The sequence below is a fragment of the Priestia sp. JNUCC 25 genome (assembly GCF_053667915.1).
The window spans coordinates 1,535,292-1,555,890 of record NZ_CM132211.1 but is presented as its reverse complement, the minus strand read 5'-3'; the positions used below and the strand labels follow the sequence as shown (position 1 = coordinate 1,555,890).

Annotated in this window: 20 protein-coding genes; 3 read left to right on the top strand and 17 right to left on the bottom strand. The window is 39.3% G+C overall.

The window, feature by feature from the left end:
* Nucleotides 1-115: 115 nt before the first annotated feature.
* The 3 genes from JNUCC25_RS07910 to JNUCC25_RS07900 form a co-directional block, all read right to left on the bottom strand.
* Nucleotides 116-1,702 carry a DNA-binding protein gene (locus tag JNUCC25_RS07910; protein WP_454223059.1) on the bottom strand — a complete coding sequence of 529 codons (1,587 nt, stop codon included), beginning with the start codon at nt 1,700-1,702 and terminating at the stop codon, nt 116-118.
* A 181-nt stretch (nt 1,703-1,883) separates the two neighbouring features.
* Complete coding sequence (locus JNUCC25_RS07905; protein ID WP_156622810.1) at nt 1,884-2,030, bottom strand: hypothetical protein; 147 nt, start codon at nt 2,028-2,030, stop codon at nt 1,884-1,886.
* 67 nt (nt 2,031-2,097) lie between these two features.
* Nucleotides 2,098-2,238 (bottom strand): hypothetical protein, encoded by a 141-nt coding sequence (locus JNUCC25_RS07900; RefSeq protein ID WP_170960130.1) that lies wholly within the window; start codon nt 2,236-2,238, stop codon nt 2,098-2,100.
* A gap of 217 nt (nt 2,239-2,455) precedes the next feature.
* On the opposite strand from JNUCC25_RS07900, the gene JNUCC25_RS07895 reads away from it, so the two are divergent.
* The gene (locus JNUCC25_RS07895; protein WP_064471502.1) at nt 2,456-4,129 is read left to right on the top strand and encodes a ribonuclease J; all 1,674 of its coding nucleotides are present in this window, start codon (nt 2,456-2,458) and stop codon (nt 4,127-4,129) included.
* Between the two features lie 227 nt (nt 4,130-4,356).
* Nucleotides 4,357-4,509 carry a YpzG family protein gene (locus JNUCC25_RS07890; RefSeq protein ID WP_014460817.1) on the top strand — a complete coding sequence of 51 codons (153 nt, stop codon included), beginning with the start codon at nt 4,357-4,359 and terminating at the stop codon, nt 4,507-4,509.
* A 51-nt stretch (nt 4,510-4,560) separates the two neighbouring features.
* On the opposite strand, the gene JNUCC25_RS07885 is transcribed toward JNUCC25_RS07890, so the two are convergent.
* From JNUCC25_RS07885 to JNUCC25_RS07875, 3 genes are all read right to left on the bottom strand, one after another.
* A complete protein-coding gene (locus tag JNUCC25_RS07885; RefSeq protein WP_013056277.1) occupies nt 4,561-4,701 on the bottom strand; it encodes a hypothetical protein in 141 nt (46 codons plus the stop codon).
* A gap of 70 nt (nt 4,702-4,771) precedes the next feature.
* On the bottom strand, nt 4,772-6,115 hold the full coding sequence (locus JNUCC25_RS07880; protein ID WP_454223056.1) for an amino acid permease: 1,344 nt from the start codon (nt 6,113-6,115) through the stop codon (nt 4,772-4,774).
* A 118-nt stretch (nt 6,116-6,233) separates the two neighbouring features.
* Nucleotides 6,234-6,857 carry a LysE family transporter gene (locus JNUCC25_RS07875; protein ID WP_029324211.1) on the bottom strand — a complete coding sequence of 208 codons (624 nt, stop codon included), beginning with the start codon at nt 6,855-6,857 and terminating at the stop codon, nt 6,234-6,236.
* A 166-nt stretch (nt 6,858-7,023) separates the two neighbouring features.
* On the opposite strand from JNUCC25_RS07875, the gene JNUCC25_RS07870 reads away from it, so the two are divergent.
* A complete protein-coding gene (locus tag JNUCC25_RS07870) occupies nt 7,024-7,260 on the top strand; it encodes a hypothetical protein (RefSeq protein ID WP_013056274.1) in 237 nt (78 codons plus the stop codon).
* Nucleotides 7,261-7,396: 136 nt separating this feature from the next.
* Here JNUCC25_RS07870 and JNUCC25_RS07865 read toward each other — a convergent pair whose 3' ends face one another.
* The 11 genes from JNUCC25_RS07865 to JNUCC25_RS07815 all read right to left on the bottom strand — a co-directional run bounded on the left by JNUCC25_RS07865 (nt 7,397) and on the right by JNUCC25_RS07815 (nt 20,550).
* Entirely contained in the window at nt 7,397-8,245 is an 849-nt protein-coding gene (locus JNUCC25_RS07865) for an MBL fold metallo-hydrolase (protein WP_029324209.1), read from the bottom strand.
* A 152-nt stretch (nt 8,246-8,397) separates the two neighbouring features.
* Nucleotides 8,398-9,837, bottom strand: coding sequence for an aldehyde dehydrogenase family protein (locus JNUCC25_RS07860; protein WP_013056271.1), 1,440 nt, complete (start codon nt 9,835-9,837; stop codon nt 8,398-8,400).
* A 495-nt stretch (nt 9,838-10,332) separates the two neighbouring features.
* Complete coding sequence (locus tag JNUCC25_RS07855) at nt 10,333-10,623, bottom strand: putative quinol monooxygenase (protein WP_013056270.1); 291 nt, start codon at nt 10,621-10,623, stop codon at nt 10,333-10,335.
* Nucleotides 10,624-10,827: 204 nt separating this feature from the next.
* Nucleotides 10,828-11,493 carry a type 1 glutamine amidotransferase domain-containing protein gene (locus tag JNUCC25_RS07850; RefSeq protein WP_013056269.1) on the bottom strand — a complete coding sequence of 222 codons (666 nt, stop codon included), beginning with the start codon at nt 11,491-11,493 and terminating at the stop codon, nt 10,828-10,830.
* 261 nt (nt 11,494-11,754) lie between these two features.
* On the bottom strand, nt 11,755-12,975 hold the full coding sequence (locus tag JNUCC25_RS07845) for an MFS transporter (RefSeq protein ID WP_140456704.1): 1,221 nt from the start codon (nt 12,973-12,975) through the stop codon (nt 11,755-11,757).
* A 354-nt stretch (nt 12,976-13,329) separates the two neighbouring features.
* A complete protein-coding gene (hutP, locus tag JNUCC25_RS07840; protein WP_013056267.1) occupies nt 13,330-13,794 on the bottom strand; it encodes a hut operon transcriptional regulator HutP in 465 nt (154 codons plus the stop codon).
* Nucleotides 13,795-14,004: 210 nt separating this feature from the next.
* A complete protein-coding gene (locus JNUCC25_RS07835; RefSeq protein WP_029324207.1) occupies nt 14,005-14,964 on the bottom strand; it encodes an L-threonine 3-dehydrogenase in 960 nt (319 codons plus the stop codon).
* A 37-nt stretch (nt 14,965-15,001) separates the two neighbouring features.
* Nucleotides 15,002-16,192, bottom strand: a complete 1,191-nt coding sequence (locus JNUCC25_RS07830) for a glycine C-acetyltransferase (protein ID WP_013056265.1) — start codon at nt 16,190-16,192, stop codon at nt 15,002-15,004.
* Nucleotides 16,193-16,679: 487 nt separating this feature from the next.
* Nucleotides 16,680-18,140, bottom strand: coding sequence for an MDR family MFS transporter (locus tag JNUCC25_RS07825; RefSeq protein WP_029324206.1), 1,461 nt, complete (start codon nt 18,138-18,140; stop codon nt 16,680-16,682).
* Between the two features lie 302 nt (nt 18,141-18,442).
* Nucleotides 18,443-18,877 (bottom strand): ferritin-like domain-containing protein, encoded by a 435-nt coding sequence (locus tag JNUCC25_RS07820; RefSeq protein WP_013056263.1) that lies wholly within the window; start codon nt 18,875-18,877, stop codon nt 18,443-18,445.
* Between the two features lie 107 nt (nt 18,878-18,984).
* Nucleotides 18,985-20,550, bottom strand: coding sequence for a glycoside hydrolase family 32 protein (locus JNUCC25_RS07815; RefSeq protein WP_029324204.1), 1,566 nt, complete (start codon nt 20,548-20,550; stop codon nt 18,985-18,987).
* Nucleotides 20,551-20,599 lie beyond the last annotated feature (49 nt).

The window sequence follows — 20,599 nt, the reverse complement described above, 5'->3', positions numbered from 1 at the left end:
TAAGATATCATATTTCTCCTTTATGGATAAGCCTCTCGTCTGACGCTTCTTTAACGCTCAAAGATAGAGAATACAACAATAAAAAAGCAAGCACAAGTGCTTGCTTCCGCTCTTATTAAGGCAATGGTTGAACCGCTACGTTCCCTACCGTTACAGCTTCTGTATATGCATTCGTACCGCTGTGGCGTAAGCGAAGATTGGCACTCCCCGCTGCGCTTGGATTTAATTGGACATTCAAAACCTTTTCTCCATTTCCAGCTGCGTCCGTTGTAATTGAAAAATTGCTGCTGTATCCATACGATGAAGGCCAGCTTCCATCTGCGTTTTGAACTTTAGCAATTTGAGTTCCCGATCCGTTATATGCACCTAGATTAAACGTGCTGTACGTAGTGTTAGCTGAAAGCCCGCTTACCTTTACGCGTATTTGGAATACGCCGCTCGTTGGTAAAATGGCTTGATGTTCCAATACGTAAGCACTAGCAGCTGGGGGCTGTGTGGTTCCACCTTTATAACCATATGAACCAGATGCAAAAGTTGACGTATCGTACCATTTATAGCCTGATGTAGGTGCTGACCATGGCTCTGGCTGAGGCTCAGTGGACTGACTTGGCGTTTCCGACGAAAGTAATGCTGTAGCCTGATCTAATTGAAGTCCTGATACTTGATTCAAAGACGTATAGCTTTCTTTCTTCGCTAGCCAATTGACCATATTTACAAGCAGTGTAGAATCGTCTTGTTCCTTAAATCCGTCATATGTGGTTTTAGAAGATCCTGTATCTTCTCGTTTATATTTTGGTGTAGCATCTTCAACCGGTGAAGAATCTCCTATAAAAGCAGCTTTACCTGTCCCTACTTTTGAAACAGCAGCAAAAGGTCCCTCCGCTCTTCCTCCTCCATTATACACTCCTTGATCTACAGCATTTGACCATTTTGTCGTTGTCTTAGGAAGATACACAATTCCTTTTGCTTTGTTTGGGTCCGTAATAGCAACCGTAGAACCTGCATGCATAGCAACGGTGGAAACACCTAGCGTAATACCGAATGCCTGAGAAGGAGCTACAATATCATTGGCTGTCACATCACCAATGGCATTATAGCGAAAGCGAACACCAAAGTTACTCGCTAACCAGTCAGAGCTTGTTACGTTTTGCATTGCATCGGAGGTTGCTTCTTCCGTTGTCATGCCTTTTTGGGGGTTTGTCCATGCTCCGCGACGGTATCCGTTAAAAACTTCTGAAGAGTCCCACCGGTTTTTGTTTCGGTCTGCATTGTAATGATCAGCAATAAAAAAGACGCTTCCCCCGCTCTGAACATATTGTAAAAGGGCGGCTTGTTCAGAAGATTTATACGGAATATTCGCTTCTGGCACAACAAACACGCTATAGCCACTGAGGTCACTGTATGTAATCGGCGTAGATTTTCGCAGCTCTTTTACATCAAACCCGCTACCAGCCAGTCCTTTCCCAAAATCAGAAAAACCTCCGTCAATAACCCAATCTGCTGTACCCGCAGTTTGACCATGGGTATTATCAAACAAGATTTTTTTACCGTTATTTTCATTTACGACAGAGGCTTTAATTTCTGGTGCAGGGTCAGCAGCGCTTTCTGCTGATGCTGAATGAGTAGTAAAAGGCAGTGAGATAGATAAAGCTGTACACATTGTTAAAACGGCATAACCTACGCGAGTATATTTTTTTCGCATATAAAATGCTCCTCTCAAATTTTTGCAAAGCTTGTCTTTTCAAGAGGATTATAGCAGGTTCATTTATGATTTTTTTAAATTTATTGTAAATAATATATATTTTTTCAAAAAAGGTTCTTTATACCTTATATTTGTCGAGACGAGCCCTTTTAAATATGCCCATGATTATATGTAAAATTTGTTAACGATAACGACTTGAATATTCGAGAATACTGCGCAGCATTTGACGTGTACTTTTTGATTCGTTTGCGCGTTCTTTATATTCAAGAGGACGATTAGGAGTTGACACCTTTTCTTCTTTATAATGATAATTTTTATTTTCGGACACGTTTTTCACTTCCCTATCTCTATTTTATTCAGAGCAGCTCAAAGCTGCTCTTTTGGTTGTTATTCTTTTATTTGTTATGACGGCTTACTTTTGCTTTTTGAAGCTCATCTGTATGAATATCGTTTGATAAAATACTTTTATTCACATTATCGACAGCAGCTGCACTGCTGCTGATTCCTTGGTTTTTGCTTTTATTTTGTTTACTCATTACATCCACCTCCATGTGTAACGTCTATATTTTATGGAGTTATGAAAAGAAAATAAGAGGTAGTATTAGGAAAATGACCTTCTTTTCTTTTTGCTTGTATTCCTCCTATTAAATAAAAATAAAATCTCCATATTTAACAGAATGCACCAGAAATAACTGCTCATACTAAGAGTAGAAACTGTATGTGTCTATTTTGAAAATATAGGAGGAAATAAGCGTGAGTACAAATAGCAATACACTATCCATTTTTGCTTTAGGCGGCATTAATGAAATAGGAAAAAATATGTATGCCGTTCAATATGACGATGACATCATTGTGATTGACTGCGGGTCTAAATTTCCTGATGAAAGTTTATTAGGAATAGATTTGATCATACCTGATATTACATACTTACAAGAGAATCGAGAAAAAGTTCGCGCACTGGTTGTGACTCATGGTCATGAAGACCATATTGGAGGTATTCCTTATCTTTTAAAACAGTTGAACCTTCCAATTTATGCAACAAGCCTTACCCTTGGATTAATTGACATTAAACTCCAGGAGCATCAATTATCTGCAGAGACGGAGCTTATTGAAATCAACGAAGAGTCAGAAATTACATTAGGCAATATTCCGCTTTCTTTTTTTAAAACGAATCACAGCATTCCAGATTGTCTCGGCATTGTCTTTCATACCCCTGAAGGAGCTGTTGTGCATACGGGAGATTTTAAGTTTGATTTAACTCCTGTTAACGACCAATATCCAGATCTTCATAAAATGGCGAAAATCGGCAGTGAAGGCGTACTGGCTTTAATATCAGAAAGCACAAATGCTGAACGCCCTGGATTTACGCCTTCAGAAAAGCTAGTTGGCAAACATGTAGAAGAAGCTTTTCGTAAAGCAAAGCGAAAAGTGATTATTTCTACTTTCGCCTCCAATGTTAACCGCGTACAGCAAATTGTAGATGCAGCGATTAAAACGAATAGAAAGCTTGCGCTTCTTGGAAGAAGCATGGTTAACGTTGTATCAGTTGCCTTAGAGAAAGGGTATTTAACCATTCCTGAAGGGATGCTAATTGAACCTTATGAAGTACATTCACTTGCGCCTGAGCAAGTCGCTATTCTCTGCACTGGAAGCCAAGGCGAGCCGATGGCCGCTTTATCTAGGTTAGCCAGTGGAAATCACCGACAAGTAGAGATTCTTCCTGAAGACACGGTCATTTTATCAGCAGGGCCTATTCCTGGCAATGAACGTAATATCTCTCGTATTGTCGACAGTCTTTTCACACTCGGGGCTCATGTGATTTACGGTTCAGGAAGCGCAACAGGTATGCACGTATCAGGACATGGCTATCAAGAAGAGCTAAAACTAATGACTACATTGATGAAGCCGAAGTATTTTATCCCGATTCACGGTGAGTTTCGAATGCTTCATCACCACAGCTTATTAGCAGAATCCGTCGGGGTGGAAAAAGAGAACATTTTTATTATAAATAACGGTGATATTGTTGACATCAAGGACGGAACAGCTGTTCAAACAAGAAAAATCCCTGCAGGCAATGTATATGTAGACGGTTTTGGCATTGGCGATGTTGGAAACGCGGTTTTACGTGACCGTAAACAACTTTCGGAAGATGGCATGCTGGTTATTGTGATTACTTTAAATAAAACGGAAGGAAAAATTGTGTCTGGTCCAGATACAATTTCGCGAGGTTTTGTTTATACAAGAGACTCAGAGCAGCTATTAAAAGACGTTAATCGACAAGTGACTAAAATCGTAAACCAATTACAAAAAGCGCACGTTCACCAATGGAATATTATGAAAAAAGAAATTAAGACCACCCTTGGACAGTTCTTATATAACCAAACGAAAAGAAGACCTATGATTCTTCCCATCATTATTGAAGTTTAATCCCTCCAGCAAAAACTGCCTTAGTCCCCACTAAGGCAGTTTTTGCTTTATAAATCCGAAGCTTAACCTAAAGTTAGAAGTGGCCTTCTGTAGTTTATGAATAGGCACTGCTTTTATATGTATGGTTAAAAGTGTTAGGTGTATTTCTTCTTTTTTATCCCATTCTATAAGAGAGATATTTCACCGCAAATATCTTGTGAAAGTATCCTATCCTTGAGGTGATTATGATGAATGATAAAAATCACGTAGATCAGCATTCAGAACTATTCCGCCACAACTGGACGAGACCGAAGCGTTCAAAGTCCCAAGTAAATGGACATACAGAGATGTCTCAAACGAACATCATCCTGCGAAGTAATGCAAAAGCTCATCGTTGGTAAGGGTACACTTCAACAAAAAAAGACGCGAACGCGTCTTTTTTTTATTTTTTATTATTGGCCGTCTGCCCCGCTTTGAGTTATCTTGCGAATATGACCATCTTCATAATTATTTTCTCGTAGCGCTTTTGCTTTGTCATCTACTATTTGTTTTTGATCTACTTGTGAAGAAGGAGTCTGCTTGTTTTTTGGCATGATCATAACCACCTTTTATTTTTGTAATTGTACAACGTGCATAGTATCCCTCATAAAGATTAAATATATGTTAGCTAGCGGCTTCTTCTTCTTTCCACTTAGGGCGCAGTTTTAAAATAACAAGGCTTATAACAATTAAGAAGCCTAAGCTTGCAAAGAAACCTGGCCTGCTTGCAGATTCTAACAGCGTACCGCTTACCGCTAGCAGGATTAATAAGAGACCAACAGCTTGTTTTACTTTATCCCAAACGGTTTGTTCCATTAGGCGATGAAAAGAAATTAAAATAAAGAACCAGTTATAAATCAGCATCAGTCCCGCTGCTGTTGTAATGTACTCATAAATTTCCCCGGGCAATAGCAAGGAAAGAACAATAGAAACAACTAATCCCGCTGTTGTTAAAAGTAAAGCCGGTAAAGGAAATTGCAGCTTTTTCTTTTTTTGCTTTGAAAATAATGCAGGAGCATCTCCATCTTCTGAAAGAGTGACAATCATTGTTGTTACAGAAAAGAAAGACGCCGACATTGTTGAAAATCCAGCAACAATCATTGCTCCATTAAAAACATGAGGAAAAAATGGAAGATGGTATGTTTCTAAAGCCGTTATAAATGGACTTTGATTTCCATGAAAATCATGAAATGGCACAATTAAAATAGCTAAACTCAGTGAAGCGATATAAATAATTCCAAGGAGAATAAGCATACTTCTTCCCGCTTTCGGTGCGTCTTCTTTTTTTTCTAAACGAACCGTCATGATCCCCATAACTTCGATGCCGCCGAAAGCATAAAAGGCATAAAGCAAAGCGCCCCATAAACCTAAAAATCCATGAGGAAATACTTCACTTATCGTTCGCGGCACTCCTTGTTTGGCACCTTGATCAAGAAATCCAAATAAAGCGAGACTAGCTAATACAATAAACATTAAAATGGCAGCCACTTTTGTGACAGCAAATACATTTTCCATTCGCTCAAAGCCTTTTGTTCCGATTAATACAACAGCAATGCCTAAAACAGCATAAATAGAGGCAAAGACCCAAAGTGGAATACCGTCAAACCAAAAACGTGTAAAAAGAGATAAAGCAGTGAGCTGACTCCCCATGATCAGCATCTCTGAACTCCAGTACACCCATCCGCTGCTAAATCCTGCCCATCTTCCATAAGCCTTTTTAGCATAGGAACGAAAAGAACCTTTTTGAGGATCTTGAGCACTCATTTTAGCAAGCGCATCAAACACAATAAATGTACACACTGCCGCTAATAAAAAGGCGATTAATACAGCGGGGCCGGCTGCTTTTATTGCAATACTTGATCCTAAAAAATAGCCTGTACCGATTATGCATCCTACTCCGATTAAAGACAGCTGCCACCATTTTAATTTCCCTTCAACTTGACTTCCGCAGCCTATTTTCTTTTTCACTCTATCACTCCTCACACTTCGATGTAGTGTGTGATAGTTTGAAAAATTTATGCGTAAAAGAAGCACCTTTTCTATTATTTTTCAACGTACTGAAAACACTTTAGATTTAGCACTTCTTTTAGCCTAATTGCTGTGCGGCTTGCCAGCCGAAATATAGGCCAAACCCTATTAAAGATAACCCCGATACAACGGACACGGCAGTTAAAAACGTCGCAGCTAAGTATCGTCGAAACGTGCTTGCTAAAGCTGCCATCGCAATATCCCAGGACAGAATTCCCGTAAAAATAGCGCAGCTATATAAGATAAGCTGTTCGGTTTCATATGTATTAGCTGTTTTTGCTAAAACAGAGCCATAAATGCCAAGCCAAAAGAGAATTGTAAGCGGATTCGTTAATGACAGCAAAAAACCTGAGAAAAAACACTTTAACACAGAATCACCGTTTGTTTTTCTATGCTGTGTAATCCTCCCTGCGCCCATTAGCCCCTCAACACCTGTATAAATTAATACAAAGCACCCAAACGAAAAAAGAAACGTTTTCATAAAATCGCTGCTTAAAAAATGAACGGACCCAAAATAAACCACAAGCATATAAAGAGCGTCAACCGATGTTGCTCCTATCCCTAAGAACCAAGCATGTAAAAAACCATTTTTGATTCCTTTATCAAGCTGAGCGGCGTTAATTGGACCGATTGGTGCGGCTAACGATAGCCCTAATAACATATAGCTGAAAAAAGCTCCCACATGCATCCCTCCCTGCTTCTGAGGTTTTATAAATTGAACTATGATAAATGTATGCAGCCTGCTTAGCTTGTACTACGTAAATTTTATTTTATTTCTAAATCCGTTTGTATACCTGCGAAAAACCAGCGCATGTTAACTGTAAATACTATACAGAAGGATGAGAAGCATGAATTCATACACTCATATTAAAGAAGCATTACAATTAGCTGAACAGGCTGTTTATCAAGGGCAGATGAATTTGGATGCAGCCAATTTTCAAAAAGCTCAAATGCATTTGAATATGGTTCAGCAGCAAATTAATGAACAAAAAGAAGCGGCGTCTGGTGATAAAGAATTAAGACGAATGGAAGAACACTTAAGACATTTACGCGAAGCCCAGCAGGCTATTCAGCAAAATTTTTAATAAGGGTAGTTATAACTTTTTTTACTTTTATACGAAAAACTAAAAAAGCTCTACGAACTCACTGAGTTCGTAGAGCTTTTGATCTTCACCTGCAGCTTTTAAGAGCTGCGTAAAGAGTATCATTTTTTCTTTAGCCTTATACATACTTTCCGTAATCAGGACGAGCAATTTCATCGAAATTCTTCGTAAGCTTCAATAAATTAGTTGAAAGCCATTCTCCCGAAACTGGTTTTCCATGTCCGGTCACCGCCACAGATGGATAAAGTGACTGAAGCACTTCAACTGATCTTTTGGCAGATGCCCAGTCCGTAGTTAAATAACGAGGAGGTCCACTAATTTCCAATTCTTGCTCTAGTACATCCAGTAAATATTCTTGCTTAGTGGTAACAAAAGCATCTCCTGCGATAAGCGCCAGATCCTGCTTTCTAAAAAGAGAAATATGTCCTGGAGAATGACCAGGGGTGTGAATCCATTCCCATTCCGGCATATGAGGTACGGAGCCGTCGGCTGGTAAAGCTTGCACGTGAGAGCCTAAATCAATGGCTTCCGTTGGAAATAGTGGAGAAAGCTTTGCCACGAGCCCGCCTTCCACTGTACCATCTGGTGTAGGATAATTTTTTTTACCCGTCACATATGGAAGTTCAAGTGGATGTGCATATACCGGTATGTTCCACTTCTCCACTAGTTCAATAATAGATCCAATATGATCAAAATGTGCATGTGTAAGAATAATTGCTTTTGGTTTTTTTTCTTTTCCAAACCTTTCTTCTGCCTCTTTGATAATCATAGAAGCCGAATTAGGCATTCCCGCATCCACAAGTACAAAACTATTTTCTTTGTCTGGATTTCCTATAAAACATACGTTAACAATCTGTGTAGTGTAGCTGTAGATATCCGGCGCCACTTCGACTCCTTTTCCACTGGCTATAGAGCTCATGGGAATGAAACTTTCCGTTGATGAACTTCCGTGCATCTCTCTATTCAATTTATAATTCCCTCCTTTAACGTGTCACTTCGTATACGTGATACACGTTTATGCTATCCACCTTTGCTTTCGTTATTCTTTCTTTAACTGGCTTTCTTTTATGTATCCATAAAAAAAGAAAGGAGAAAAACTCCTTTCTTTTTTTACACCAATTATACTTTTGCCGGAACTTTAACGCCCATGATCGCTTTTGGCTCTAGATATTCTTCGATACCAAATGCTCCCCACTCGCGTCCAATACCAGATTGCTTAAATCCACCGAATGGTGCAGCTCTGTCTTGCTCGGCATCGTTGACGATGATTTGACCAGCTCTAATATTTTTAGCAACATAGTCAAGTGTTTCTTGGTCTTTTCCGACCGCATAGCCTGCAAGTCCATAAATTGTATCATTTGCAATTTCAAGAGCTTGCTCTAGATCATTATACGTAATAATAGTTGTTACAGGTCCAAAGATTTCTTCTTGTGCAATAACCATATCATTTGAAACGTCGGTAAAGACTGTGGGTTTAACAAAGTATCCTGTCTCTAAGCCGTCTGGTTTGCCCGTTCCGCCAGTAAGAAGTTTTGCACCTTCGTCCATTCCTTTTTTAATATAATCCTGTACGCGATCCCACTGTTTTTCCGCTACGAGCGGTCCAGTTACGTTGTCTTTATTTAATGGATCACCCACAGGGAATGATGGTAGAACCTTCTTCACTGCTTCTTCAAATTTTTCTTTCATAGAGGCAGGAATGATAATGCGCGTTGCTGCCGTACATACTTGCCCTGTATTCATTGCAATGTGTGAAACTGCTATTTTAGCCGCTTCTTCTACATCCGCATCCTCTAATACAACTAGCGGTGATTTCCCGCCTAGCTCAAGCGCTACTTTTTTGATTGTTTTAGCCGCATTTTGCATAATTTTTTCGCCTACAGCACCTGATCCTGTAAATGATACAAAATCAATGTCCGGGTGAGAACTAATACCGTCACCGATTGTGCTTCCTGTTCCGTTTACAAGGTTAAAGGCACCTTTTGGTACACCAGCTTCATCAATGATCTCTGCTAATATCATCGCTGCATACGGTGTAAGTTCTGATGGTTTTAATACCATTGGACTTCCTGCTGCGATAGCTCCTGCAATTTTAGTAGACGTCTGATTTGTTGGGAAGTTCCATGGGGTAATAAGTCCGCTTACTCCAATAGACTCCTTCACGACCTTGTAGCTTCCATGATCTTTTTCAAATGTGTAATCTTCAAGTGCATTAGCTGCTTCTTTAAAGTGGCTAAGTCCCATTTCATAGTGAACTTCTTCTGAAATCTTTAAAGGAGCGCCAAGCTCTTCAGTCATAACTTCAATAAGCTCCTGTTTACGCTTTTCATATCCTTTTGCAATATTGCGAAGCATTTTAATTCGCTCTTCTTTTGTTGTTCTTGAAAATGTGGGAAGAGCTGCTTTAGCTGCTGCCACGGCTTTATCTAGATCTTCTTTTGTACCTAAACTAATTTTACCAATTGATTTTTCAGTAGCAGGATTGATCACATCTGACGTTTCGTTTCCTGTTGATTCAATCCATTCTCCGTTAATGAAGTGTTTTAAATTTGTACGCATTGATTTGATCTCTCCTTTTAGTTTGTTACTTTTAGTTTGTTAATTGTTGAACTATGTCATCTAGTTTTTATCTACCCGCCTGTCTGCTTCTCAAACACCGCTTCTATTATTTTTGTTTCTTTCACTGCCTTATCCCTTTTCCAATCCGCTTTTCGCAGCTGAAATTATTTTCCCCCTGAAGCTTTTTAGTTCTTTATAACAAACAGAGATTGAGTCATAACGAAATCAATCCCATCTAAAGCTGAACAATTGGGATAAAGGAGCTAGTATGGATTATTTGTTATACCCCTGTTGATTTCCGTGCAAGCCTTCGCTTTCCGCGGACGGTCGATGAGCCTCCTCATCGCTTACGCTCCTGCGTGGTCTCACTAAATGGAACCTATATTCACCATAACCACAAAAAAATCCCAACGAGTTTGATTCTACGTCAAGAATCTCGGTTCCTCGTTCGGATCTTCCTTTAACTAAAACACTTTTGTTTTCCCCTCTTTTGTATTAACGTACTTCTTGTAAACGATGTACCACTCTGCTTTCAATTAACGGTTCTGTTTGCTGTCTGTATTGTTGATAGTGAGGTGTTTCAATGTGAGCCTCAATATCTTTTTTGCTTTCCCATTTCTCATAAAAAACAAATGTGCCTGCTTTTTCTGTATCCTGGTGGAGAGTGTATTGAATACATCCTTTTTCTCCTCTTGATGGTTCAATAACTTTTACTAACTCTGATCGAAGCTCTTCTTCTTTTCCTGGCTTGGCTTTCAAAATGGCGTTAATAATAATTTCTGACATCGTTTTTCCTCATTTCTTTAAAAAATATTTCCTATAAAAAGCTTCCCTCTTTTTGTATTTATTACACTGACCATCATATTTTTTGTATGATGATTGATTTCTCTAGTCCAAGACAGCAAAACATCCATGTTATCTACAGCGGTCTTTCTTGATGCTGTTGATAAAAAAGCCTGTAGGCTATAAGCCTACAGGCTTTTTTACATCTTATTTCAATAATTGCTTTACGACTGCTTTTGCTACACTGATTGTTGACTGAGGATTTTGACCTGTTATTAGGTTGCCATCTGCTTGTACATTATCTGTCCAGTTTGGAGCAGCTACTACATTTGCCCCAAGTTCACGCAGACGTGTTTCCAAAAGAAACGGCATGAAGCGGTCCAATGTTGTTTCACGTTCTTCATCATCTGTAAACGCAGCGACATCTTTTCCTTCGACCAACGGCTTTTCATCTGATAATGTAACACCTACTAAGCCTGCGGGTCCGTGGCATACAGCGGCTACTACTTTGTCTCCTTCGTATAGTTCACGAATTAAAGCATGGAGCGTTTGATTATCTGGCAGATCAAACATTGTGCCGTGACCGCCTGGTAAGAAAACAGCATCGAATTTAGCACTGTCTGTAATTGTATCAAGTTTTAGGGTATTCTCTAGATGCTTAGCTGTATTTAAGATTTCTTGAGAAGTCTCCCCTTCAAGGCTGCGAGCATCCACCGGCGCTTTTCCTCCTAGAGGACTTGCTACCGTAATCGTAAATCCAGCTTTTTCGAACTCTACGTACGCTTCACCAAATTCTGAAAGCCAAAGGCCTGTTGGATGATTTTCTTTCATTTTGTCAGCCGTTGTTACGACCATTAATATATGTTTAGACATAGTAACGTCCTCCTGTAAATAAAGATAGTATTTTCTGTTTCCGCCTTACACACTATATTGTAAAAGAGGAATTACTATAATACAAATTAGAAAATATCTACTTATCCATAAATATTTTTATAGATAATGTGTCATTGTTAATAAAGCATCTCCGAAAGAAACAACCATATAACACCTGAACTTATTTTTTATACACTCAAAAAAACCGCCCTTTTGAGTAAGCGCGGTTTTTCCAGAAAAGCATAGAATCTGTCTTTTATTTTAAAGAACAGATTGAGCGTTCATTTGTTTCACTTTCTTTTCTCCCGTTCTTTTAAGACTTACCATAAAAATAAACGAAATACAGTACAGCCCCGCCAAGTACGTCATCGCTACTGTCATATCATAGCTTTGCAAAAGATAGCCGACAAGAATGGGTGATAACCCTCCCAACGCTCGCCCAAAGTTAAAAATAGTGTTCGTTGCAGTGCTGCGCACTTCTACTGAATAGTGGCTGCTGATCAATGCTCCGTATCCCGCGAACATTCCGTTTGAGAAAAATCCGACTACAGCTCCTCCTATAAGCAGCCATGCACTTCCTTCGGCATACGAGTATAAAAATACCGCACAAGCTGAAGCGAGAAGAAAGATTCCAAAAGTACGTTTCGAACCAAAACGATCCATAAATTGACCAAATGTTAGCATTCCTATAATCATTCCAACGGCTGTACTGATTGTCCAAAGAGCTGAACTTGAAACAGAGAGGCCTTGTGATTGCTGAAGCATAGACGGAAGCCATATCATGAGTCCGTTATAGCCTGCAATTTGAACTGTAGCCATCACTGCCAGCGAAATAGTCGTCATCGCCGTCCTAGGCGTAGCGAATAATTGACGAAGCTTACCATTATTTTTAACAACCGCTGTTTTCTCTTTTTGAGCTTGTAGCCACTCAGGAGATTCGTTTAAATTTTTTCGTACGATAAAAGCAAAAATGACGGGGATAATTCCGACAAAAAACAGCGCTCTCCATCCGAAAATCGGCAGGATCAGAGAACTTAAAAGCGCCGCAAGGATCACTCCAAATTGTGCGCCAATACTAACATAGGATGAAGCTCGTCCTTGCTTATGTTTCGGCCACGCTTCTGCTACAAGAGCCATACCGATCCCGTACTCTCCTCCAGCCCCAATTCCGGCAATAAATCGCGAAGCATACACTTGTTCAACATTTGCTGCAAAACCTGTCAATGCCGTTCCCACTGCAAATAGAAGAACCGTGTAGGTAAAAACCCGCACTCTTCCAAATTTATCTGCTAAAATTCCGAAGATAACTCCACCTATCAGCATTCCTATATTCGTAATAGAAGAAATAAGTCCACCTGTTGCTAAATCAATGTGAAATTCAGCAATAATCATTGACATAGCAAACGAGATAAACATAATGTCCATCCCTTCTAACGTCAAACCTGCTACTGATGCTACAACTGTCTTGTTACGATAATTCATGTTGTTCCACCCTCCAGTGTATTCTTTCTGTATCAACGCTCTTTCTTTTTTGAAGGAATGGATAAATAACATATCTCCATTCTCTTTTGAAGCCTCTCTGGACTTCGTTTAAAAGAGGTAAGTAACACATAAAAGCCCTTTTGTCGCAGAGGGCAAAAGGGCACAGATAGGCATAGAAGCAGTAAATAAGTGATCCGTCCTTTTCGGCCTCTCTGGACCGTCTTAAAGGCAGTTATTATATTAATCATTATGTTAACACGCCGCACAGAACCTTTCAATAAGAAAAATATCTTCTTTAAAGCAGCTATGTACATCTCTCACTTTTTACATTCATACTATTTCGTTCATTATTTTTTAAATATGGTTAAAACCAAAGCCTAATGTATCATGTTCAAAACCTTTTTTAGGCGCACCTATCGTTCCATACACACAAACGCTAATCCATTCGTCGCTTGATCCTGAAAACTCAATTTTTCCTCGTACGATTGAAAATGTGAGTCCGACCGTCCGTAAAATATCACCCAGCTGCAGCGTTCCTCGACTAACTCCTTGAATGGCTTCAAGTATAGCATGATAAAGAGCGTGAACTTCCCGGTACGACTGGGCATTAATAATTTTATTTGTCTTGGCGCTCGTTTCAATTGCCGCCACGACTTTAGACAGCTCCATCGCTCCCACTTTTCCTACTGTGTAGCTGTATCCTCTCTCATTGATTTCCTTTTCAATACCTTCAGCTAGTTCCGTATTATGTAAAAGAACGAGTAAAGATGTTAATCTTCCCATTGAAAAATCATTAACTTGTTGAAATTTATTACTCAACTGTCATTCCCTCCCTTCTATCCCCTTATTATTTTAACAGACGGTACCTAAAAGGGTGCTGATTATTCAACGAACGAGCGCTCACTTAAAGGGTTAGGAGATCTATGTGTACTGTCCACCACTGTTACGAAGTAGAATTTGCATAAATAAGTAACCCACCGTTTAGTAAGCGCTTACTTTATTTCTAAGGAAGAAATCATTTTTCTCTACTTACGTTAAGACAAGCTGTGATTCAACTTTTAACTTTCCCAGCATCTCTCTCGTCATTTTTTCCAGGTTATATTCTGCTTTAAATCCCCACTCTTCCATCGCACAGCTGGAATCTATATGGTTAGGCCAGCTTTCAGCAATTGCTTGTCGAACAGGATCTACTTGGTAATTCAGCACAAATTCCGGAATCGTTTTTCTGATTTCAGTCGCCATTTGTTCTGGATCAAAGCTCATGGCAGAAACGTTAAATGAATTTCGGTGCTTCAGCTTAGAACCGTCTGCTTCCATTAGTTGGATAACAGCATTTAATGCATCAGGCATATACATCATATCCATATATGTTCCTTTGTCAATATAAGAGGTATATCGCTTATGCTTAACGGCTTCATAATAAATCTCAACAGCGTAGTCCGTTGTTCCTCCACCCGGAGGCGTTACGTATGAAATTAAGCCTGGAAAACGTAGCCCTCGTGTATCTAGTCCGAATTTATGGTGGTAGTAATCGCAAAGTAATTCACCCGCTACTTTGTTAACACCATACATCGTGGTAGGACGTTGAATTGTATCCTGCGGCGTCCAGTCTTTTGGAGTCGTTGGACCAAATGCACCAATTGAACTTGGAGTGAAAAATTGACACTGAAGCTCACGTGCTGCTTCGAGCGCGTTTACTAATCCGCCCATATTTAGATTCCAAGCTAGAAGCGGTTTTTGCTCGGCTGTCGCTGATAACAGCGCAGCCAAGTGAATAATCGTATCAACTTTATGCTTTTTAGCGATCGTAAATAACGCAGTCTGATCCGTTACATCTAAAATCTCGAATGGACCTGAAGTCACGACATCGCTCGTCGTTTTGCGAATATCAGTGGCAATAATATTTTCTGAACCATATATCTCTCTCATTTTCGTCGTTAACTCAGAACCGATTTGCCCTAAAGAGCCCGTTATTAATACTTTTTTCATGTCAATATCCTCCTCGTGTACTGCCTAGATTAAACGTTTAGATTAATTTCATTTCCTTGCCTACCTTTTTGTAGATACGAAGTGCTTCATCTAACATTTCTTTCGTATGAGCAGCCGTCGGCATATTGCGAACGCGTCCTGTCCCTCTTGGAACGGTTGGGAAAACAATTGATTTAGCGTATACCCCTTCTTCTATTAATCTCTCACTAAAAATCTGCGTTTGGTTTTCATCTCCTATGATGCACGGAGTGATAGGTGTTTCACTTTCTCCAATGTTAAAGCCTAGTTCTTTTAATCCTTGCTTTAAATACCGGCTGTTTTCCCACATTTGCTGCTGCAGTTCTGTACTTGTGCTTAGGATTTCAATTGCTTTCATACAGGCAGCAGCCGTGCCTGGTGTAATAGCAGTCGAAAACAAAAACGGACGACTTCTTACTTTTAACCAGTCGATTAAGTCTTTTTTTCCGGCCACGTACCCACCTACAGCTCCAATCGCTTTTGATAATGTTCCAATCTGGAAGTCTACTTTTTCAGATAAGCCAAAATGTTTGACTGTGCCCATGCCGTTCCCTAATACGCCCGACCCGTGAGCATCATCTACGTATGTGATTAAGTCAAATTCCTCTGCGATTTCTACAATTTCCGGAAGCTTAGCAATGTCTCCATCCATTGAGAATACACCATCGGTAATTACCATTATTTTATTATATAAACCGGATTTTTGTGCTTCGCCTGCTTTTGCACGAAGATCTTCCATATCTGAATGCTTAAAAGGAATAATTTTTGCTTTTGATAGCCGGCATCCGTCAATAATTGAAGCGTGATTCAGCTCATCTGATAAAATCGCATCATGTTTATCCATAACCGCGGAGATGGCTGCCATATTACAGTTAAAGCCAGACTGATAAGCTATAGCTGCTTCTGTATGCTTAAACTCGGCTAGCTTTTCCTCTAGCTTAATATGAATATCTAGAGTTCCATTAATCGTTCGGACAGCTCCAGCCCCCACTCCGTATTTTTCAGTGGCTTCGTTGCACGCATTAATAAGCCTCTCGTCTGTAGCAAGACCCAAATAATTGTTGGATGATAAATTAATTAATTGCTTTCCCTCAATTTGAATCACAGGTCCGTTTGGCCCCTCTACCGGATTAATGACATTGTATAATCCTTTATCTTTTAAATCTTCTAAATTATTATTCAAGAATTCTTTTAAACGTCTGCTTGTCATCTTCCATACCCCCTCATTGTTGTTCAACACGTCTTATAAACTTCTCTTTTCCCCATTAAAAGATTAATCTAAGCACTTACAGTATATGAGTTGAAAATCAAGTGTATTCCTGAGAAAGACAAATGTTTCTTTTGAAAGCGCTTAAAATTCAATACTTATAGAATTCATAATAATAAACAACTAGGTAAATGTCCATACTAAAAAAACAAAAAATAAAAAATTTTCTGCATTGATAAGAATCTTTCTTATTATGAATGAGTTTACGGGAACGTTATCAGACAATATCTTTTTTATTTTCTTTCTTTGATAATTCTTTTAAGGAAGAGACTGATATATAACGAAATCAATCCAATCAACAGCTAGAAGCAGCCACATACATGAAACCTACCTTCACCATACCCATAAAAAAATCCGAACGAGTTTGGTTCTTAATCAAACTCGTTCGGATGGTCCTTCAACTAAAATACTTTTGTAACAGCCTCTTCCGTTACTTTTGCATAGATATGGTCTTTATTTTTTTATGTTCGTTTTTTACTAATAAGCATGAAACAGCAAAGCTTAGTAATGCAGCTAAAAACGTTCCACTGTAAATAATGTGAACACCCGATGCAAGAATTTCATGCAGCTTTGACAGTTCTTCTGCTGGTACTCCACCTGTCTCAAACGAAGCATTTAAATTTTCTTGCCCTAATTTCTTTGCTTGTGAAAGTGTCACTAAGTTAAAGATTGTACCAAACACCGCAGAACCTAGCGTTTGACTAAATGTATTTGTAAACGTATTAAGAGCCACCGCTACTCCTCTTTTGCTAGCCGGGACCGCTGATTGAATAACTAGCATAAAAATAGGCGTAATAATACCCATTCCTAACCCAAGGACCCCAACGGCTACATAAATTAAAAATACGGGTGAGTGGGTGGAAACTAAAAACAGCATAAAACAAGCCGTACTTACAATTGCCGTGCCCAGCGTAAGGATGGAGTGCGTTTTAAGACGCCCTACTAAATTCCCTGAAAGCAGTGAACCAATCGTCCAGCATACTGGCATAGGCATTAATACAAAACCAGCAGCGGTTGCACTTTTCCCCAGCACTCCTTGACTCCAAATTGGAAGGTAGACCGTAATACTAATAACTACTGATCCCACAAGAAGTGTTAATAAGTTTATAACAGATACACTTCGAATGGAAAACAGTTCAAGCGGGATAAGAGGTTCGGGAGATTTCTTTTCTATATAAATAAAGCCAATGAATGTTAGAACAGCTAGAACAAATAACCCTATAATGGTGAGATCTCCCCAGTTTTGATGCTGACTTCCGGTTAAAAGCGCATATAAAAACGCAATTGTTCCCACTGAAAACGTCACCGCTCCAATATAATCGATATAGCGTTTTTCTTTTACCACTTCTTCTTTATAGTTTACTAAAAGAACAAAAAAAGCCATTAGTCCAAACGGTATATTTAAAAAGAAAATATAGCGCCAAGACAGCGTATCCACTAAGAATCCCCCAAGAAGAGGCCCGAGAACTCCCGCAACTCCCCAAACTGCGCTAATCCACCCTTGCGCTTTGGCTCTTTCTTTTGCTTCTTCATACAAATCGCCAATAATAATCATTGTAAGCGGCATAACGACCCCGGCGCCCAGCCCTTGGATAGCTCTATAGACAATTAATTGCTGCATTGAAAAGCTAAGTCCGCAAAGTATCGATCCAATTAAGAAAATAATGATTCCAACAAGCATAACTTTTTTGCGGCCGAATAGATCCGCTAACTTTCCGTATATAGGTGTAGATACAGCAGTTGTCAGCATATAAATGGCATATACCCAACTAACTAGCTCAATGCCCGACAAATCACTTGTAATTCTTGGAACAGCCGTACTGACAATGGTTCCTTCCATTGCAGCTAAAACAGTGACAAGCAGCAGCGCTGTCATGATTCGTTTCCTCATCTTTCTCTCTCCTTGCAACTGCGGGCATACCATGGTTTTTCTTATAGAAGATAAAAGCGGTTTCAATATACGGATACCCTTTTAACCTTTATATGTATGTGATGCCCCGCATATAGTTGCTGCCATATGCAGCCAAATAATTATTTTACTATAAATTTTTTCAAAGCGATAGATAATTTCAAAAATATGACTTTCCTCTCATTGATAGAAACATGCTTACATGATGTTTTATTTCCTTTTTAAATTACAAAAAAGCATCCCGTAATACCTGGTACGGGATGCTTTTTTGTAATTTTGTATGATTAGCTTAGTCGGGGATCTTTTAATAAACGTTCCATTTCTTCCATATGATTTGTTTCATCTGCAATCATATCTTCAAGCTTTACAACAAGCTCTGTTAACCCTAACTCTTCGGCTTGCTTTTTACGCTCTTCGTAGCGCTGGATAGTTTCTTTTTCAGCCTTGCTCGCTTCTTTAAGCATTTCCGTCACGTTTGAAACGTGCTTCACCTCAGCCGGCTTTGTTGTTGGTTCACCGCCAAGGTTTTTGATTTTTTCTGATAAATAAAGGGCGTGTCCTTGCTCGTCAGGAATTTCTCCTTCAAAGAAAGGTTTTAAAATTTGATATTCTAGGCCGGTTACTGTAGACGCATAGTAAGTGTACTGAATAACCGCCGAATATTCACCCGCTAAATCGGTATTAAGTCCCTCTATTAGTTGTCTCATTTTCTCTTCCATTTGAATAAACACCCTTTCATTTGCTGTTAGTAGACATGTACCCTTTCTACCTAGTCCTAAACCGCAATAAGGCGATATTCTGCTCTTTCTTTTTAAAAGTAGGGAAATTACTGAATGGAGCGAAGATGTTTGATTTCTATATTTTTAAAGAGAGCCGTTCCTCCTTGAGAGAAAAGCGTAATTCCTTGGTCGTTGTGACGCGGAAACACCTCGCTAGAATGCACGGTTTTTCCATCATCAACAAAGACTTCAATGCTTGTTTTATCTACCAATATCTTCAAATGAACATTTTTCTTGCCTGCATCAAAATAATCACGGCTTTCCACATACTTTTTGCTTTGATCAGGCTGATTGCTATAGCTTCTGTTCACATACGAGACGTTATCTTTTGCAAAAATGCCCACATCAATGTGCCGCTTTTGATCTGCGGACTCTCGAAGTCGTAAGCCTACATTTTCTGCATCTGACCATGAAATATCTGTATCAAGCTGATAAGCTTCACCTTTTATCTTTAACTTTTTCTCTCCGTTTACTTCTACTTGTTCAAGAGAGTTTGTTGAATCAGTTAGCTGATTTAATTCTTCAACAGGCTTTGATAACAGGCTGTACTGATCGTCGTCTTGTTTTGAAAGCGTAACTTCACGGGTTACTGAATCGAAGCCGTTAAACCCTTCTTTCATCGTTGGCGTCTTATCTGGATAATCCCAGTTGTTCATCCATGCAAAAGCGTAGCGTTTTTCTAAGGAACCTTTATTTTTACCGTCTTCAAACGTGACTGCTCCGTACCAATCAAAGCCATGATCGAGCCATTGTGGCTCATCCATATCGGGAGTGAATGTTGTTCCATCGTAATTTCCTGTCCAATAAGCATAGGTGTTTGGCTTTCCGCTTTCTTTTCCATTTGCACTTGTCCCGAGAACCCACTTAACTGTCCCGTCATCTGCCTTCATTTGAAAAAGATCTGGACATTCGGTAATGCCAATATCTTTAGTTACAAATCCTCCCGTATACGTCCAATCCTTTAGATTAGAAGATTCATAAAATCCGATTTTTTCACCTTCTGACATGACGAGAACCCACTTGTCATGTTCATTATCCCATATGACTTTGGGATCTCTAAAATCTTTGGTGCCTGGATTAGGCATGATAGGATTTTTGCTATATGATTTAAAGGTTTTTCCTCTATCGGTACTATACCATAGATACTGTTCTTGCTTTTGTCCATCAGCAGAAGGCTGGGTCATAATCGCTACAATTGCGCCTTTACCAAAGCCTGCTGTATTCTCTTTATCTTCTACAACGGATCCGGACCATATATCGCCATTTTTATTTGTATACTTTGGAATAGCTACTCCTTCATCTTTCCAGTGAACCAAATCTTTAGACGTTGCATGTCGCCATTCCGTCCCGTTGCCTTTAGGGTAATCATGATTGTATAAGTAATAGTAATGATACTCCCCGTCAAAATAAATAGGCTTTTGAGGATCATTTTTCCATTTATCAGGCGTGCTAAAGTGATACACCGGGCGATAAGTGGATTCACTTTTATTCCCTTTTTCTTTTCCTTGGTCTTTTGTATCCTCTTTTTTGGATACGCCTGCTATAATGAGTCCGGCTATTACAACTAAAAGAACGGCAAGCATTATCCATTTATAAGCACCTTTTTTCTTCAAACAAACCCCGCCTTTCTCTTTTTTGTCTACATCGAATAAAACAAAAGAA

What these genes read in the sequence shown, in the direction of transcription:
- JNUCC25_RS07890 (WP_014460817.1), top strand. Translation starts at nt 4,357, where the DNA reads ATGAATGATAAAAATCACGTAGATCAGCATTCAGAACTATTCCGCCAC.
- JNUCC25_RS07845 (WP_140456704.1), bottom strand. Translation starts at nt 12,975, where the DNA reads ATGAATTATCGTAACAAGACAGTTGTAGCATCAGTAGCAGGTTTGACG.
- JNUCC25_RS07820 (WP_013056263.1), bottom strand. Translation starts at nt 18,877, where the DNA reads ATGGAAGAGAAAATGAGACAACTAATAGAGGGACTTAATACCGATTTA.
- JNUCC25_RS07850 (WP_013056269.1), bottom strand. Translation starts at nt 11,493, where the DNA reads ATGTCTAAACATATATTAATGGTCGTAACAACGGCTGACAAAATGAAA.
- JNUCC25_RS07835 (WP_029324207.1), bottom strand. Translation starts at nt 14,964, where the DNA reads ATGAAAAAAGTATTAATAACGGGCTCTTTAGGGCAAATCGGTTCTGAG.
- JNUCC25_RS07860 (WP_013056271.1), bottom strand. Translation starts at nt 9,837, where the DNA reads ATGCGTACAAATTTAAAACACTTCATTAACGGAGAATGGATTGAATCA.
- JNUCC25_RS07830 (WP_013056265.1), bottom strand. Translation starts at nt 16,192, where the DNA reads ATGACAAGCAGACGTTTAAAAGAATTCTTGAATAATAATTTAGAAGAT.
- JNUCC25_RS07855 (WP_013056270.1), bottom strand. Translation starts at nt 10,623, where the DNA reads ATGTCAGAAATTATTATTAACGCCATTTTGAAAGCCAAGCCAGGAAAA.
- JNUCC25_RS07825 (WP_029324206.1), bottom strand. Translation starts at nt 18,140, where the DNA reads ATGAGGAAACGAATCATGACAGCGCTGCTGCTTGTCACTGTTTTAGCT.
- JNUCC25_RS07885 (WP_013056277.1), bottom strand. Translation starts at nt 4,701, where the DNA reads ATGCCAAAAAACAAGCAGACTCCTTCTTCACAAGTAGATCAAAAACAA.
- JNUCC25_RS07910 (WP_454223059.1), bottom strand. Translation starts at nt 1,702, where the DNA reads ATGCGAAAAAAATATACTCGCGTAGGTTATGCCGTTTTAACAATGTGT.
- JNUCC25_RS07870 (WP_013056274.1), top strand. Translation starts at nt 7,024, where the DNA reads ATGAATTCATACACTCATATTAAAGAAGCATTACAATTAGCTGAACAG.
- JNUCC25_RS07900 (WP_170960130.1), bottom strand. Translation starts at nt 2,238, where the DNA reads ATGAGTAAACAAAATAAAAGCAAAAACCAAGGAATCAGCAGCAGTGCA.